General features: G+C 70.7%; 13 protein-coding genes. 11 read left to right on the forward strand and 2 right to left on the reverse strand.

Features of this window, described 5'->3' with window-relative positions:
* Positions 1-115: 115 nt before the first annotated feature.
* The 6 genes from ACZ55A_RS34750 to ACZ55A_RS34775 all read left to right on the forward strand — a co-directional run bounded on the left by ACZ55A_RS34750 (position 116) and on the right by ACZ55A_RS34775 (position 5,434).
* On the forward strand, positions 116-577 hold the full coding sequence (locus tag ACZ55A_RS34750; protein ID WP_468848777.1) for a MarR family winged helix-turn-helix transcriptional regulator: 462 nt from the start codon (positions 116-118) through the stop codon (positions 575-577).
* Positions 578-845: 268 nt separating this feature from the next.
* Positions 846-1,079 (forward strand): acyl carrier protein, encoded by a 234-nt coding sequence (locus ACZ55A_RS34755; protein WP_468848778.1) that lies wholly within the window; start codon positions 846-848, stop codon positions 1,077-1,079.
* Positions 1,076-2,311, forward strand: a complete 1,236-nt coding sequence (locus tag ACZ55A_RS34760) for a beta-ketoacyl-[acyl-carrier-protein] synthase family protein (protein WP_468848780.1) — start codon at positions 1,076-1,078, stop codon at positions 2,309-2,311. The genes ACZ55A_RS34755 and ACZ55A_RS34760 overlap by 4 nt, the downstream gene beginning before the upstream one ends.
* Positions 2,312-2,368: 57 nt before the next feature.
* A complete protein-coding gene (locus ACZ55A_RS34765) occupies positions 2,369-3,310 on the forward strand; it encodes an alpha/beta fold hydrolase (protein WP_468848781.1) in 942 nt (313 codons plus the stop codon).
* 18 nt (positions 3,311-3,328) lie between these two features.
* Positions 3,329-4,177 (forward strand): SRPBCC family protein, encoded by an 849-nt coding sequence (locus ACZ55A_RS34770; RefSeq protein WP_468848783.1) that lies wholly within the window; start codon positions 3,329-3,331, stop codon positions 4,175-4,177.
* A 522-nt stretch (positions 4,178-4,699) separates the two neighbouring features.
* On the forward strand, positions 4,700-5,434 hold the full coding sequence (locus ACZ55A_RS34775; RefSeq protein ID WP_468848785.1) for a transglycosylase SLT domain-containing protein: 735 nt from the start codon (positions 4,700-4,702) through the stop codon (positions 5,432-5,434).
* A 133-nt stretch (positions 5,435-5,567) separates the two neighbouring features.
* On the opposite strand, the gene ACZ55A_RS34780 is transcribed toward ACZ55A_RS34775, so the two are convergent.
* Positions 5,568-5,795 (reverse strand): hypothetical protein, encoded by a 228-nt coding sequence (locus ACZ55A_RS34780; protein ID WP_468848786.1) that lies wholly within the window; start codon positions 5,793-5,795, stop codon positions 5,568-5,570.
* A 724-nt stretch (positions 5,796-6,519) separates the two neighbouring features.
* Here ACZ55A_RS34780 and ACZ55A_RS34785 point away from each other — a divergent pair.
* From ACZ55A_RS34785 to ACZ55A_RS34800, 4 genes are all read left to right on the forward strand, one after another.
* On the forward strand, positions 6,520-7,173 hold the full coding sequence (locus tag ACZ55A_RS34785) for a transglycosylase SLT domain-containing protein (RefSeq protein ID WP_468848788.1): 654 nt from the start codon (positions 6,520-6,522) through the stop codon (positions 7,171-7,173).
* A gap of 404 nt (positions 7,174-7,577) precedes the next feature.
* Positions 7,578-8,441, forward strand: coding sequence for a lysozyme (locus tag ACZ55A_RS34790; RefSeq protein ID WP_468848789.1), 864 nt, complete (start codon positions 7,578-7,580; stop codon positions 8,439-8,441).
* A 268-nt stretch (positions 8,442-8,709) separates the two neighbouring features.
* Positions 8,710-9,159 carry a spore-associated protein A gene (locus ACZ55A_RS34795; protein ID WP_468848790.1) on the forward strand — a complete coding sequence of 150 codons (450 nt, stop codon included), beginning with the start codon at positions 8,710-8,712 and terminating at the stop codon, positions 9,157-9,159.
* 161 nt (positions 9,160-9,320) lie between these two features.
* The gene (locus tag ACZ55A_RS34800) at positions 9,321-12,578 is read left to right on the forward strand and encodes a GH92 family glycosyl hydrolase (protein ID WP_468848792.1); all 3,258 of its coding nucleotides are present in this window, start codon (positions 9,321-9,323) and stop codon (positions 12,576-12,578) included.
* Between the two features lie 84 nt (positions 12,579-12,662).
* On the opposite strand, the gene ACZ55A_RS34805 is transcribed toward ACZ55A_RS34800, so the two are convergent.
* Entirely contained in the window at positions 12,663-14,105 is a 1,443-nt protein-coding gene (locus ACZ55A_RS34805) for a phytoene desaturase family protein (RefSeq protein WP_468848793.1), read from the reverse strand.
* A gap of 130 nt (positions 14,106-14,235) precedes the next feature.
* Between ACZ55A_RS34805 and ACZ55A_RS34810 the strand changes: the two genes are divergently transcribed.
* Positions 14,236-15,990 (forward strand): ATP-binding cassette domain-containing protein (locus ACZ55A_RS34810; RefSeq protein ID WP_468848794.1); only part of this gene is annotated, 1,755 nt, incomplete at its 3' end.

Below are 15,990 nucleotides of genomic sequence, written 5' to 3' on the forward strand. Positions count from 1 at the left end.
GATAGCGCGGCGGCCGCTCCCCGGCCGTCCGACGACCACAACACTCGCACACATTTAAATTGCACGCAACTAAGTTGGACACAACTAAATAGCCTGAGGGCGCTACCCTGGACCCATGACCTCGCCGACCCGCCCTCCGGTACCCGACGCCGAACTGCTTCGCCTGGACCACCAGGTCTGCTTCTCGCTGCACGCCGCCTCGCGTGCGTTCGGCGGCGTCTACCGGGATGCCCTGAAGGATCTGGGCCTGACCTACCCGCAATACCTGGTCATGCTGGTCCTGTGGGAGCACGGCTCACAGCCGGTCAAGGCCATCGGCGAACAGCTCCGGCTGGACTCCGGCACCCTCTCCCCGCTGCTCAAGCGCCTGGAGACGGCCGGGCTGGTCCGCCGGGAGCGGAGCACCGAGGACGAGCGCTCGGTCACCGTCCACCTCACCCCCGAGGGCGATGACCTGCGCGAACAGGCCCTGCCCGTGCCCCGCAGAATGCTGGCCGCCACCGGCCTGACCCTCGAGGAACTCCGTACGCTGCGGAGCCTGTTGGCGCGGGTGACCGGCGCACTCGACGAGGCCTGACACCGGCCCGCCGCCCGCGGCGGCCACTTCTGCCGTGCCTCTCGCCGGTCCGCGGCGTTAGGAACGTAGGCGCCTTCCGCACTGCCCGCAACACGGGGCGCGACCCTCTCATCCGCCCTGGTGCGCCCATCACCCCATTGAGCTACCAAGGTTGGGGAGTCATCGGGACGAAGGCGTATAAAGGGTGCCCAAACCAGCCGGGGCCTCCGGCGAACACCCGCCCAGGGCGCGGTTGGCAGCACGCCTACAACAAGTGGAGGAACGCCACGTGAATGCGGCAGAAGTTGTCAACGCCTTGCTGGTCCAACGATTCGGGGTGTCTTCGGCCGACCTCACCGACGAGGCCCCACTGCGCAGTCTGCGTATCGACTCCCTGGCCCTGGAAGAACTCCGCGTACTCATCGAAGACCAGCTGGACATCGACCTTGAGGACACGCCGCTGACCTCGCGTAACACCGTGGGCCAGCTGATTGCGGCCGTCGACGGCATGGTTCCGGCGTGACGGGCGGCACCCCACCCTTCTCGGCGGCCGTCACGGGGCTGGGCATGGTGACCGCGGCCGGCATCGGGACGAAGGCGACCTGGCACACGGTCACCCACGACACCGCCCCGAACGGCGTACGGCACCACGAAGAACTCGCCGACCTCCCCTGCGATTTCGTGTACACCGCCGACCTCGACACCACCGAACTGCTCGGCGTCGCCACCCAGCGCCTGATGGACCGCTTCTCACAGCTCGCGGTGATCGCCGCCCGCGAGGCCATCGCCGACGCCGGACTGGACACCGACAGCTGGGACAGCAGCCGGGTCGCGGTGGTCATCGGTTCCGCCCACGGCGGGCTCCCCTTCTACGACGAGCAGCACGCCGCGATGGCCGCGCGCGGCGCCCGGCGGGTCTCCCCCAAGCTCGCGCCGCTGACCGTCATCAACGGTGCCGCCAGCAGCGTCTGCATGGACCTCGGCGCGCGGGGCCCCAGCCTGGGCGTGGCGACCGCCTGCTCCTCCGGGACCGTCGCCCTGGGCACCGCGCACCAGCTGCTGCGCTCCGGGGCCTGCGACATCGCCATCGCCGGCGGCGCCGAGTCCCCCATCTCCCGGCTGCTGATCGCCAGCGCCTGCCGGATGAAGGCGGTCTCCACCCGCCGGGAGGACCCGGCCGCGGCCTGCCGCCCGTTCGACGTCGCGCGGGACGGTTTCGTCGTCGGCGAGGGCGCCGGCCTCCTCGTACTGGAGCGCCCCGAGCACGCCGAGGCCCGCCGGGCCCCCGTCCGGGCACATATCCGCGGGTACGGCGCCTCCAGCGATGCGTACGCGGCGGTGGCCCCGGACCCCGACGGCAACGGCATCGAGCAGGCGCTGCGCAGCGCGATGGCGGACGCCGGGGTGCAGGCCGGCGACATCGGCCATGTCAATGCGCACGGCACATCGACGGTGATCAACGACCTCATCGAGGCCACCATGCTCCGGCGGGTGCTCGGCGACCACCCCCTGGTCACCTCCACCAAGGCGATGACGGGACACACGCTGGGCGCCGCCGGCGGTATCGAGACCGCGCTCACCGTGCTCGCCCTGGAGGAGCAGCTGGTGCCGCCGACCGCGAATCTCGAGGTCCCCGATCCGCAGCTGCCCCTCGAGATCGTGCACCAGGAAGCCCGGCAGGCGGCCTTCGAATGCGCGGTCAAGACCTCGCTCGGCTTCGGCGGCCACAACGCCGCGCTCGTACTGACCCGCTAGACCGGCCGACGCCGACCCCGGCGGCCGCACCCCCGGCCTCCCGAGAAGGAAGCAGAGATGCACGAGGAAACGATCCGGTCCTTGTCGGTGAGCGGGGTGTCCTTCGCCTACCGACGGCTACGGCAGCCGGAGCGGATCACCGAGCCGGTCATAGTGCTCGGCGGCGCACTCCAGGGCATGTTCGGCTGGCCGCAGATGGAGGACCACATCGGCCCGGTCGCCGATGTCGTGACCGCCGATCTGCCCGGTATGGGCAGCGCCGACCCGCTGCCACCGGGTCCCAGCAACGCCCTCATGCGGGCGGCGATCGAGCAGATCATCGACGATCTGAACGTGCCCCGGGTCAATCTCTTCGGCTTCTCCTACGGGGCCGGTCTCGCCTACGGATGCGCCCGGCACCTGCCGGGACGTATCGCGCGGCTCGCCCTCGGCGGCGTACCTGCGCACATCAGCGACGCACAGCTCGCGCTCTGGCGGCGCGCCGCGGACCAGCTGGCGCACGGTGACACCGATGCCTTCGCGACGCTGGTCACCGAGGGCCTGATGTGCCTCGACGATCAGCGGCACGTCACCAGCCGGAAGCTGGCCTACCGCTATGTCCGGCGCTCGATGATGCATGCCGCCCGGAACTCGCCGCACGCCGTTGAGTCGCTGAACCGTGCGCTGTCGGACCGCCCGGACTTCTCCGGTGAGCTGCACGACGTGCCCACCCTCGTCTTCAGCGGCGAGCACGACACGGTGACCTCGGCGGACCGGCAGCGGGACTTCGCGGCGACCATCCCCGGCAGCCGCTTTCTGACCATTCCCGACGCCGACCACTGGGTGGTCCTCGAACGCGCACAGGACGTGGCGGACCTGGCGGTCCGCTTCTTCACCGACGGTCCGCTCAGCTCGGCACCCGCGTTGACGCCGGCCACCCGCGAGGAGCGGTCGGACACCGGGGCCGCGACCGGGGCGCGCCGGCCGCTGGTCGGCGAGGCGGCGGATGCGTGTGCCTGAGCCACCGGACGACCCGCGATGAATCCGCACTCCGACACCCTCACCACGTCCGGCGGCCGCACCGCGCTGCGCATGGAGCGCCGGCTCGCCCACCCGCCCGCGGACGTCTGGTCGGCGCTCACCGACCCGGCGCTGATCGGGCAGTGGTTCCCCGCCGCCGTCACCGTGGAGCTCCGGCCCGGCGGGGCGATGACCTTCGCCATGCCCGGTGTGAGCGGCGTCCCCATGACCGGCACGGTCACCGACGCCGAGGAGCCCAGGCTGTTCGCCTTCACCTGGGGCGAGGACCATCTGCGCTGGGAGATCGCCCCGGACGATGACGGCTCGCTGCTGATCTTGACCCACACCTTCGGCGACCGGTTCGGCGCCGCCAGCTTCGCCTCCGGCTGGCATCTGTGCCTCACCGCGCTGTCACTGCTGCTCGACGGCGAGCCGACGGATGTGGACCGCGATACGGGTGAGCTGCACGAGGCCTATGTGCAGCAGTTCGCTCTCGGCCAGGGTGTGGTCGAGGAGACCTCAGAGGGCCCGCGGGTGCGCTTCGAGCGCCAGCTCGTACGGCCTGCCGGGACCGTCTGGGCAGCGCTGACCTCGGGAGACGAGCCCACTGCCGGCGCGCCGGCCCCCGCGGGCTTCACCGCCGACCCGGTGCCGGGTGGTCCCGTCACCGAGGTGCGACCCCCGTCGGTGCTCGCCTACCGCTGGCATCCGGAGGGCATCGTCCGCTGGGATCTGGGCCCCGGCACCGGACACGGCGCCCGTCTCGTGGTGACCCAGACCGGCCCGCCCGACTTCGACACAGAGGCGGCGCTGGCCGCCTGGCACGAGCGGATCGAGCATCTTGCGGCCCGGCTGCCGGCGGACTGAAACAGCCCGGCCGCGCTCGCCCGAAAGCGGCCGCACATGGAACGCGCCCCTTGCGGATTACGCAGGGGGCGCTTTCCTTGCCGCCGGGTATCCCGGCCCTCCGGCCTTTCCCACGGCGCGCCTCGCCTCTTCGCGCCCGGCCGTTCCTGCCCTTATGCGCCCCTTCCCCGGTGTGACCCAGGCAACTCGGCGGGGCCACGCAAGCGGGCTTCGAGGGCGCTCCCAGGTGATGCGGGGCACGCGACGTACGTCACGTACGAACTCATCTAGTCGACCTGATTCCGGGCACATGGCGCTGAATCCGGCATTTATAACGGACATCTCGCCCTAACTCACGAAGATAGGTAGTACACGGCACCTTTGCCACCATCCAGGGCGGTTGCTAACCATGTTCCGGGTAGCACCGAGAACGAGTCAGCGACTTCCGCCAGAGCGGCGAACGCGGCAATGACCCTCGGTCCTCACGCGCCAACCGAAGGCCGTCTCCCCCCGCCACCAAGCCCTGGAAGAGGTCACCTCCGTATGCCCAGCTTCACCCTGCCCCGCACCCTCCGGAACAACCGCATCACCCGCACCCACAAGGTCTCCGCGGCAGTGGTGGCGACCGCGAGCTGCGCCGCCGCCCTGGCGTTCACCGCAGGACCGAGCGACGCCGCGGCCCCGGACACGCACGCGTCGGCAGCGGTCAAGACGGTCAGCGCGAACGGTATGCCGCTGACCGCGAAGGACCGGGCCGACGACGGCAAGAAGGACCGGGCGCTCGCCTCGTCCGTGGCCGACCGCATCAAGGTCACCGCCGTCGAGAAGCAGGGCCACACGGCCAAGCAGGCCGCCAGCCGGTCGGTGGAGCGCAAGGCGATAGCCGTGTCCAAGCCCGCCCCCAAGGCGGCGCCGAAGGCTCACAAGGCTGCGCCGAAGGCCGAACCCAAGCGTTACGCGAACAACCTCGACGGCTGGATCCGCGAGTCGCTCGACATCATGAAGGCCAAGGGCATTCCGGGCTCCTACGAGGGCCTGCACCGCAACATCATGCGGGAGTCCAGCGGTAACCCCAACGCGGTCAACAACTGGGACATCAACGCCATCAACGGCATCCCGTCCAAGGGCCTGCTCCAGGTGATCCAGCCCACCTTCGACCGCTACCACGTGGCCGGCACCCCGAACAAGCTCACCCACCCGGTCGCCAACATCACCGCCGCGGCCAACTACGCGGCCGACCGTTACGGCTCGATCGACAACGTCGACTCGGCCTACTGAGCCGCGTCCAGCGACCACATCGACGGTCCGAACGGACCGGTCCGGGTGCGCGGTACGGCACCCGGCATGGCAACGGCAGTGGCCCTGCCCGCATCTCGCGGGTGGGGCCACTGCCTTTGCCTGCTGCGTCGGTTCAGTAGCGGTAGCCGTGCCCCTGGTTGGCGCCGCCGAGCAGTGAGTTGTGCCCCTGGTTGGCGCCGCCGAGCAGTGCGCTGAGCACCTCGCCGGCGACGCGAAGCCCCTCCTGCTCGCGGGGGGTGAGGCGGTGGTGGTCGTCGACGGGGGCCGCGGCGGCGGCGCCCGTCGCGAGGAAGCCGGTGACCAGAAGACCGCTCAGAACGACGGCAATACGACGGAACATGAGCACATCCCTACAGTGAGTGACGACTGCGTGCGCTGCCACTTTCCGGGAGCGGGGGCCCGTAGTCATGCGACAGCTCCGGACACTGCTGCGAACGGACCATCAGCACCGCCGTATCGCCGTACGGCCGGTCTCCCCAACGGCCCAGCCGCCGCCCGGCCGAGCCCCTGGCAGGCCCCGCACCGCAGCGCGAAATACTCAGTCCGCCCGGCAAGTGAATTGGGGCACAATTGCCGCCCTTTTGGCCTCAGCGAGAGTGCGCCTCACCACATTTGGGGAACGGCGTGCGCCGGCAGCGGACCGCCGGGCGAATGAATCCCCTTCCAAGCGGGCCCCAAGTGGCGCCCGCGAGCGGTAATTCCGGTGTGAGCCAGGCAACTTATATGCCCCGTTGTTGAGGGCTTTGCGGCCGCTTCCAGGTGACCCCGAGCACGCGATGTACGTCACTTACGACCGTGCCTAGTCGCTTTTCCGTGCAGCCATTCCGGGCCAACGCAGCGAGAAACGCGTATTACTTCGGGGATGCGGGTTTACCTCACGAAGATGAGTAGTACAAAGCACCATTGCCTCGATTCAGGACCGTCGCTAAACATGGATTCCGACGCACCGAGAGCGAGCTTGCGACTTACGCCCCGAAGGCGAGCGCGGCAATGACCTCCGGTTCGCAACGCGCCGCCGAAATAGGCCGCCTCCCCGTACCCGTACCTGGAAGAGGTCACCCTGCATGCCCAGCTTCACCCTGCCCCGCGCTGTCCGAATCACCCGCATTACCCGCACCCACAAGGTCGCCGTGGCCGTTCTGGCCGCCGCGGGTGCCACCTCGGGCCTGGCTCTGACGTCGGCCCCGGACACCGCACAGGCTGCTTCTGAGCACGCCCCGGCGGCGGTCAAGCCCGTCAGCGCGAACGGTCTGCCCAAGAAGGCCGACGACGCCAAGACCGGCCGCCCGGTGACCGCCTCGGTCGCCGACCACGTCAAGGTCACCGCTGTCGCCAAGCAGCACAGCGCCCAGCAGGCCGCCAACCGCTCCGCCGAGCGCAAGGCCGTCAAGGACTACCCGAACAACCTGGACGGCTGGATCCGTGAGGCCCTGGACATCATGAAGGCCAAGGGCATTCCGGGCTCCTACGAGGGCCTGCACCGCAACATCATGCGGGAGTCCAGCGGTGACCCCAACGCGGTCAACGACTGGGACATCAACGCCATCAACGGCATCCCGTCCAAGGGCCTGCTCCAGGTGATCCAGCCCACGTTCGACCGCTACCACGTGGCCGGCACCCCGAACAAGCTCACCGACCCGGTCGCCAACATCACCGCCGCGGCCAACTACGCGGCCGATCGTTACGGCTCGATCGACAACGTCGACTCGGCCTACTGAGCCGAGCGGACCGAAGAGCCCTCGCCGGCACACAGGCCGGCCCGCCCGGAAGGGGCAAGGGTATGACGGACCACACATACGGGCCGACAGGCTCGGTATGAGGCAGCTTGCGAAGCGGCGACATGGCGCGTTCGCCGCTGCGCGGCACAGCGGGTCCCGGCAACAGCCGGGGCCCGCTCTGCTTTGTCCGGAACAAGGCGCCGGAATCCGAGGCGGGGCGCAGCGCCGGCCCGGCCGCGGGTGACCGCTGCCGGCCGCCAGACGGGTGAGATGCGGAGCCGGTCGGCGGACTGACGGCCTGTTGGGTCATAGAGTCAGGCAGTTCTGCGTATAAGTCTCTTATCGGCAGAATTCTGCTCAAAAGCTGCCGAACCTGACTCAACCGAAGGCCTCGGAGGCATGCGATGCCCTTGCGCAGATCCGGTCCGGCCCGCCGTACAGTCCCCCTTGCGGCCGGAACGCTCGTTTCTCTTCTCTCCGTGCTCGCTCTGCCCCTCACGCTGCCCGGATACGCCACGGCGTCGGATGCCGGGAAGAGACCGGCCCATCCCGAGCAGGACTGGATGGGTTCCACCATCGCCGCCCACGAGGGAGTCGACCGGGCCGGCGGGATCGAGCCGCGGGCGTCGCACCGCCGGGGCGTGTCCGGTGTCGATGTCTCCAGCCACAACAAGCACGTCGGGTGGTCGCATCTGCGCAGGTCCGGGGTGCGGTTCGCCTACGTCAAGGCCACCGAGGGGACCAGTTACACCAACCCGTACTTCGCGCACCAGTACCGGGGCTCGTACAGCTCCGGCATGATCCACGGCGCCTATCACTTCGCGCTGCCCGACCACTCCAGCGGCAGTTCACAGGCGCGGTTCTTCGCGGACCACGGCGGCGACTGGTCCAGGGACGGCAGGACGCTGCCCGGCGCCCTCGACATGGAGTACAACCCCTACGGGGCGACCTGCTACGGCAAGAGCGCCAAGGGCATGGTCAACTGGATCGAGGACTTCGTGGAGACCTACCGCGAGGAGACCGGCCGCGACGCGGTCATCTACACCTCCACCAACTGGTGGAAGCGGTGCACCGGCAACTCGGGCCGGTTCGGCCGGACGAATCCGCTGTGGATTCCGCGCTACGGCTCGTCCGTCGGCTCGCTGCCGGCCGGCTGGCGCTTCCACAGCATCTGGCAGCACACCTCTTCGGGCCACCCGGTCGGCGACCGCAACCGGTTCAACGGGAGTTACTCGCGGCTGAAGGTGCTCGCCAACGGGGACGACTGATCCCCAAGCCCCACCACATACCCACGCAACGGCCGGTCCCCGGTGCCCGCTTCGGCACCGGGGACCGGCCGTTGCGTCACCGTCGATACCGCCGTCGAAAACAAGTCATCATCAACGCGTCATTCACCGCCGGTACTCGACAACCCGTACCCGACAACTCCGTTCGAACAATAGGGAATTCCTGCCTCCGTACAACCATCGGCGGCTGCGCCTGGTCCAACCCTGCGAAATGACCACGCGAAGCACAGCACTCGACGGGGGTATTCCCATGAAGCGTTCCCGTGCCATCGCAGGATCAGCCGCTCTGGCCGTGGCCGGCCTCGCCACCATGGCGACGGCGACCACCGCTTCCGCGGCTCCGAAGGCCGCCGCGTACAACGGAGCCTGCGGTAAGGGCTACAGCGTAGTGAATTCCGTACCGGTCACCGGAAAGGGGACCGTGTACCTGACGTACAGCGCGAAGACCGGAAAGAACTGTGTCGTCACGGTGCGGAACAGCCCCGGTGCGCCCGTGTACATGTACACCTATCTCACGGCCACCGACGGCACTTCCGACTGGGTTTACGACAGCGGGCAGTACAAGTCCTACGCCGGTCCGGTCTATCTGGCCGCCAAGGGCCGCTGCGTGGACTGGGGCGGCACGATCGGAACGGTCAGTGTCAGCGTTTCCGGCTCCAACTGCGGCCGGATGGCGCCCGGAGTGGTGCGGCACCACTGACCTGCCGCTGGTCAGGGTTCCCGGGCAGCGCCCGCCCGGGAACCCTGCCCGGGCGGGCGCCGGAAGGGTGCCAACTCCCCCTTTCCGCAAGCATCTTGACTGGTGCGGACGCAGCCCCGAGGGTGTTGCGGTCAGCCACTCACGATCTTCGGAGGGTTCGCGTGACACAGCGCAGATCCCGGGCCACCGTCGCCACCGTCGCCGCCGTCGCGGCGCTGCTGGCACTGGGCGCCGCCACCTCGGCACAGGCCGCTTCGACAACGTTGTCAGCAGCGTCGGACCACCACCGTCCGGCCGTACGCGAGGCCGCCTCCCCGGTCGCGGACCCGACGGCCTACGTCGCCCCGCTCATCGGCACCGGCAGGGGCGGAGCCACGGTCGGCGAGATCAACAACTTCCCCGGCGCCGCCGCCCCGTTCGGGATGATGCAGTTCTCCCCCGACACCAAGGACTCCTACGCCGGCTACCAGTACCACAGCGACCGGATCCGGGGCTTCAGCCTGGACCATGCCTCCGTCGGGTGCAACGCGTTCGGCGATGTGCCGATCCTGCCGGTGACCGGACCGGTCGGCGGGGCGCCCTGGGACCGTACGGAGCGCTTCTCGCACGACGAGGAGCAGGCCGGGCCCGGGTACTACGCGGTGACCCTTGAGGACTCCGGCGTACGGGCCGAGCTGACCGCCGGTACCCGTACGGGCCTGGCCGCCTTCACCTACCCGGCGGGCAGCGCGGCAAAGCTGCTGGTCAAGGGGGGTGCGAGCTTCGCAGGCAACAAGAGGGCGGAGATGAGGGTGGTGGGTGACCGGCAGCTGACCGGCTCCGCCACCACCGGCAACTTCTGCGGCAAGGGCAACGAGTACACCCTGCACTACGCCCTCACCTTCGACCGGCCGTTCACCGCGCACGGCACCTGGGACGGCCGGAAGGTCACGCCGGGCGGCGACACCGTGGACGCCCCCAAGGCCGGTGCCTATCTGTCCTTCGACACCGGGGGCAGCGGGGAGGCGGGGCGTACGGTGCGCGCCAAGGTCTCCCTGTCGTATGTGGACGTAGCGGGTGCCGAGGCCAATATGCGTGCGGAAGTACCGGGTTGGGACCTGGCCGCGTTGCGGGAGCAGACCCGGGAGCGCTGGCGGACGGCGCTCGGCCGCATCCGGGTGGCCGGCCGGGACGAGGGCGAGCTGAAGACCTTCTACACCGCGCTCTACCACTCGTTGATGCACCCCAACACCTTCAATGACGCCGACGGGCGCTACCGGGGCTTCGACGACCGGATCCGGACCCTGCCGCGGGGGCACACCCAGTACGCGAACTTCTCCGACTGGGACACCTACCGGACGCTGGCCCCGCTGCATGCGCTGCTCTTCCCCGGCCGGGCGAGCGATATGGCGCAGTCCCTGGTCAACGACGCCGAGCAGGGAGGCTGGTGGCCGCGCTGGCCGATGGCCAACGGCTCCACGGGACAGATGACCGGTGACAACTCCGTGCCGCTGATCGCCAGTCTGCATGCCTTCGGTGCCACCGGCTTCGACCTCAGAACCGCGCTGAAGTACCTGGTCAAGGGAGCCACCACAGTTGACGACCGACCGGGTGCGTACCAGGAGCGGCCGGGCGTTGGCCAGTACGTCGAGCGCGGCTACGCGCCCAACAACGACACCTCCCGTGGCGACCACCAGCGGGCCGGCGCGTCCGTCACCCTGGAGTGGGCCCTCGACGACTTCGCCATCGGGCGGCTGGCGAGGGCGGCCGGTGACCGGGAGACCGCGCGCACCTTCGCCCGGCGCGGCCAGAACTGGCAGCACCTCCTCAACCCCGCCACCGGCTACCTCCAGCCGCGCGGCGAGGACGGCCGCTTTCCGGACGGGCCCGGGTTCGTACCGCCGCCCGAGGGGAAGTTCGGCCAGGACGGCTTCGACGAGGGCAATGCCGCCCAGTACAACTGGCTCGTGCCGCAGAACACCGCCGGTCTGATCCAGTCGATGGGCGGACGGGCCGCCGCTGCCGAGCGGCTGGCCGCCTTCTTCGCCGGCGACCTCAACTCCGGCCCCAACAAGCCGACGATGTGGGCGGGTAACGAGGTCAACTTCGGTGTTCCGTGGGTCTACAACCACCTGCGGCAGCCGTGGAAGACCCAGCGGACCGTCCGGAAGATCGCCACCACGCTGTTCGCCCCGACGCCGGACGGCCAGCCCGGCAATGACGACCTCGGGGCGATGTCCTCCTGGTACGTCTGGGCCGCGCTCGGCCTGTACCCGTCGGTGCCCGGCACCTCCGATCTGACCGTCCACAGCCCGCTGTTCGAGCGCGCGGTGCTGGCTCTCCCCGGCGGCCGTCGCCTCGACATCCATGCCCCGGGGGCCTCGGCGGGCACCCCCTACGTCCATCAGCTGCGGCTCGACGGACGTGACTGGGAGCGCACGGTGCTGCCCCAGGACCTCATCCGCACCGGCGGCCGGCTGGACTTCACGCTCGCGGACCGGCCGGACACCACCTGGGCCACCTCGGCCGGCTCCGTCCCGCGTTCGTACCGGGTGGGCGAACGCTCCTTCCTGGCGGGCGCCACGCCGAACCAGGTCACGGTCGCACCGGGTGGCAGGGCCGGCCGGCTGACGGTCGATGCCCAGCGTCTCGGCGGTCATGACCGCACACTGACCGTCGCCGTCCGCCCGCCCAGGGGTCTGACGGTCACTCCACGGAGCGGGGCGCTGCGGCTGGACGGTGGCTCCGGTGCGGGGCGGCTGGCACTGGCCGTCACCGCGGCCCCGGGCACCCCCGAGGGCTACTACGAGGTGCCGGTGTCGGTGACCGGCGGCCCGGGCAGCGAGCCCGTGCATGCCGCGGCGATCGTCCTGGTCGCCGCCGCGCACGGGCTGCCCGCCGCGTACGACAACGCCGGCGCGTCCTACGACTCCGACCGGCGGCAGGCCGACTTCGACGGGCGGGGCAACAGCTACTCCCGGCAGGCGCTGGCCGCGGCCGGGCTGCGCGACGGGGCAGGGATCGAGGTCGCCGGGACGTCGTTCGTCTGGCCCGGTTCGCCGCCCGGCCGGGCCAACAACGCCGTCGCTGCCGGCCGGCGGCTCGACCTGGGTGCGCGGGCGACCCACAGCGACCGGCTGGCCTTCATCGGGGCGTCGGCGCACGGCAACCGCCGGGGTACCGCCACGGTGACCTTCACCGACGGCTCGGCCGCGGCCGCCGATCTGTCGTTCGGCGACTGGCGGTCGGCGGGCGGCCGGGCGCCCTTCGGCAACACGGTGGTGGCACGGACGGCGTACAGCAACGAGGACAGCGGCAGGGGGCCGGCGGCCGCGGTCTTCGCCACCGGACCGTTGGTGGTGCCGGGCGGCAAACGGATCCGGTGGGTGACGCTGCCGGACGACGCGGCGTTGCATGTCTTCGCCATCGGTCTGTCGTGACCGGTCCGCGGTGACCGGGCTGCGGTGACCGGTCTGTCGTGGCCGTACCGCCGGCTCCGGGCCGTCATGGCCGGGTCTCCGGCGTCAGTGGCGGCCCAGGGCGCGGAGCGCGGAGCGGGCGGCGTTGTGGCCGCTCATGCCGTGGGCGCCGGCGCCGGGCGGGGTGGCGGCCGAGCAGAGGTAGACGCCGGGGACGCCGGTGGAGTACGGGTCGAGGGCGATACGGGGGCGCATCGTGAGCCGTAGCGGAGTGTTGGCGCCGCCGATGATGTCGCCGCCGACGAAGTTGGCGTTGTCCCGTTCGAGTTCGGCGGTCGAGGTGGACTTGGAGGCGACGATGCGCTCCCGGGTCCCCGGTGCGAAGCGCTCGAACTGGGCCAGCATCGCGGCGGTGGCGTCGCCGCGGTAGCCGTGCGGCACATGCGCGTACGCGGAGACCGGGTGGATGTCGCCGGCGGAGCGGGCGGGGTCGGCGAGGTACTGCTGGGAGACCAGGAGGAACGGCCGGGCCGGCATCCGGCCGCGGTACACCTCGCGCTCCGCGTACGCGATCTGCTCGAAGCTGCCGCCCAGATGCACGGTCCCGGCCCGCCGGCAGGCCTCGGCGCGCCAGGGCACCCCGCCCTCGACCGCGAGGTCGAGCTTGAAGGCGCCGGGGCCGTGCCGGTAGCGGGTGTAGGCGCGGCGTACCCGGGGCGGCAGCCGGTCGCCGAGTACGGCCGCCGCGGCGGACGGCGCCAGATCGAGCAACACCATTGCCGCGGGCGGGAGTTGGTCGAGTGAGTGGACCCTTACGCCGGTTTCGATCCGGCCGCCGGCCTCCTTGAGCAGCGCGGCCAGCGCACCGGCGATGGCGGCCGAGCCGCCCTTGGCCACCGGCCAGCCATAGCGGTGCCCGGCCGCGATGATCATGAGTCCGATGGATGCGCCGAACGGCTGGCTCAGCGGTCCGAAGAGGTGGGCCGACACCCCGCCGAAGAGGCCGCGTCCGGCCTCCGTACGGAAGCGGCGGGCGACCAGGGTGGCCGGCTGCACGGCGTGCAGGCCGAAGCGGGCGAGCCGCAGCGGATGCCGGGGCACCTTGACCAGCGGCTGCATGACCTCTTCGGTCAGCGCCTCGGCGTCGGCGGCCAGCGGGCCGAAGAGCCGCCGCCAGGCGGGGCCGTCGGAGCCGAGCCCGGCGGCCGTACGCGCGACGGAACGGTAGAGGGCTCCGGCGCCGCCGGAGTCCACCGGGTGGGCCAGATCGATCTCCGGCAGAAGCCACTCCAGTCCGTACGCCGCCAGATCGAGCGTACGCAGATAGGGGGAGCCGGCGCCCATCACATGGGTCGAGGAGCAGTGGTCGAACAGCACGCCGGGTAGCAGCGGCTCCCCGCTGCGCACCCCGCCGCCGATCTCGTCGGCCGCCTCCAGGACCGTCACCCGCAGCCCGCTGAGGGCCAGGGTGACCGCTGCGGCCAGGCCGTTCGGCCCGGCGCCCACCACCACTGCCGTATCACTCGCCCGCCCCGCCTGCCGCGTCATACGTCCAGCATGCCAAGACCCGCGAAATCCGCTGGCGCAGGGGGTGCATGACGCCCCCTAATGGGCGTCGTTCCCGGACATCCGTGCCGTCCGTGACGGGCAGCGCCGGGCATCCCACCCAGGAGGAAGCATGCCTTTCCGTCTCTCCAGAAAAGGGAACGAGCCGGGCCCCGGGGGTGATGACCGGCCGGTGTCGGAATCGGAGCGGTTACTCTTCGGCGGCCGGCTGCGCGATGACCACGCCTGGTCGCGGCATGACGGTGCGTTCGCCGAACTCGGGCTGTGGGCCATGCTGCGGCGGCTGCCGCACCTGTTGGCGCTGACCGCCCGGCTGGCGCACCGGGCGGATGCCCGTGCGCTGCGGATGGTGCTCGGCGCGGAGACCGGGCGGGGCGTGATGCAGGCCGTCGCGATGGTGAACATCAACGGTGTGCTGGCGGCGCTGCTCGGTGGCGGGGCGACCACCGAGCGGCTGCGCAGCGCCGTACCCGCGCTGCTCACCGTGGGGCTGGTCGCGGTGGCCGGGGCGGTGTTCAAATCCGTTTCCACGATGGGTACCGGGCGGCTGGAGCCGAAGGTCGAGCGGGTGGCGACCGAGCTGTATCTGGAGGCCGCACAGCGGGTGGAGATGGCCGCGGTGGAGGACGCGGAGTTCCACAAGCGGCTGGAGAGCGCGCGGTTCGGCGCCTCGGCGGCACGCCGGATGATCCAGTACAGCACCTCGGTGATCAATGCGCTGCTGTCGCTGACCGCCGCGCTCGGTGTGCTGACGGCGCTGCATCCGGCACTGCTGCCGCTGATCGTCCTGATGACGCTGCCCAGCGCCTGGGCGGCGCTCTCGGTCGCCCGCCGGCACTACCACTCCCACACCGCGTGGATGCAACACGCCCGCGCCGGGCGGCTGTTGAGCGATCTGCTGACCTCCGCGCAGGCCGCGGCCGAGATCCGGGTGCACGGCATCGGCAGTTTTCTGCTGCGGCACTTCCGGCTGATGGCCGAGGACTCCGAGCGGGAGCAGACCCGGCTGGCCCGGCTCGCGGCCCGTACGGGGCTGATCGCGGCGGTGTGGACGGGCGCCGCGACGCTGGCCGCCTTCGGGTTGCTCGGGTGGCTGCTGTGGAGCGGTGCGATGGCGCTGTCGGTGGGCGGTACGGCGGTGATCGCGATCCGTACGGGCTCCGGCGCACTCGACAGTCTCGTACGGCAGATCAACCATCTGCACGAGGAGGCGCTGTTCGTCGGCGATCTGGAGCATGTCCAGGCCGAGGCGGTGGCCCGGGCGATCCCGGCCCGGGGGCGCGCGCTGCCGGACCGGCTCGACGAGATCCGCTTCGAGCGGGTCACGTTCACCTACCCCGGCACCGCTTCCCCGGCGCTGCGCGAGCTGGACCTGGTCGTGCCGGCCGGGAAGATCGTGGCGCTGGTCGGCAGCAACGGCTCGGGGAAGACGACCGCGGTGAAGCTGCTGTCCGGCCTCTACACCCCTGACGAGGGACAGGTCCTGGTGGGTGGGGTGCCCACCGATGCGGTGGACCGGCACGCCCTGTTCTCCCGGGTCTCCACCGTCGGCCAGGACTACTTCCGCTGGCCCTTCACCGCGCGCGCGAACATCGCCGTCGGACGGGCGGACACACCGCTGACGGACGACCGGCTGGACGGGGCGGTGCGGTACGCGGACGCTCAGGACGTGGTCCGGGAGATGCCGCGGGGTCTGGACACCCTGCTCGCCCGCGGCTATAAGGGCGGTCACAACCTCTCCGGCGGGCAGTGGCAGAAGCTGGCCATCGCCCGAAGCCGTCCGGAAACAACCTCACGGTTTCGCATGGGCATTCGATTCCTCCGTGGACTCAACGAACCGGAGCACTTCTTCCGCGCTGTAAAACCG

The sequence above is a fragment of the Streptomyces sp. NPDC034111 genome (genome assembly GCF_055575375.1).

What these genes read in the sequence shown, in the direction of transcription:
- ACZ55A_RS34750 (WP_468848777.1), top strand. Translation starts at nt 116, where the DNA reads ATGACCTCGCCGACCCGCCCTCCGGTACCCGACGCCGAACTGCTTCGC.
- ACZ55A_RS34765 (WP_468848781.1), top strand. Translation starts at nt 2,369, where the DNA reads ATGCACGAGGAAACGATCCGGTCCTTGTCGGTGAGCGGGGTGTCCTTC.
- ACZ55A_RS34770 (WP_468848783.1), top strand. Translation starts at nt 3,329, where the DNA reads ATGAATCCGCACTCCGACACCCTCACCACGTCCGGCGGCCGCACCGCG.
- ACZ55A_RS34775 (WP_468848785.1), top strand. Translation starts at nt 4,700, where the DNA reads ATGCCCAGCTTCACCCTGCCCCGCACCCTCCGGAACAACCGCATCACC.
- ACZ55A_RS34780 (WP_468848786.1), bottom strand. Translation starts at nt 5,795, where the DNA reads ATGTTCCGTCGTATTGCCGTCGTTCTGAGCGGTCTTCTGGTCACCGGC.
- ACZ55A_RS34785 (WP_468848788.1), top strand. Translation starts at nt 6,520, where the DNA reads ATGCCCAGCTTCACCCTGCCCCGCGCTGTCCGAATCACCCGCATTACC.
- ACZ55A_RS34790 (WP_468848789.1), top strand. Translation starts at nt 7,578, where the DNA reads ATGCCCTTGCGCAGATCCGGTCCGGCCCGCCGTACAGTCCCCCTTGCG.
- ACZ55A_RS34795 (WP_468848790.1), top strand. Translation starts at nt 8,710, where the DNA reads ATGAAGCGTTCCCGTGCCATCGCAGGATCAGCCGCTCTGGCCGTGGCC.
- ACZ55A_RS34805 (WP_468848793.1), bottom strand. Translation starts at nt 14,105, where the DNA reads ATGACGCGGCAGGCGGGGCGGGCGAGTGATACGGCAGTGGTGGTGGGC.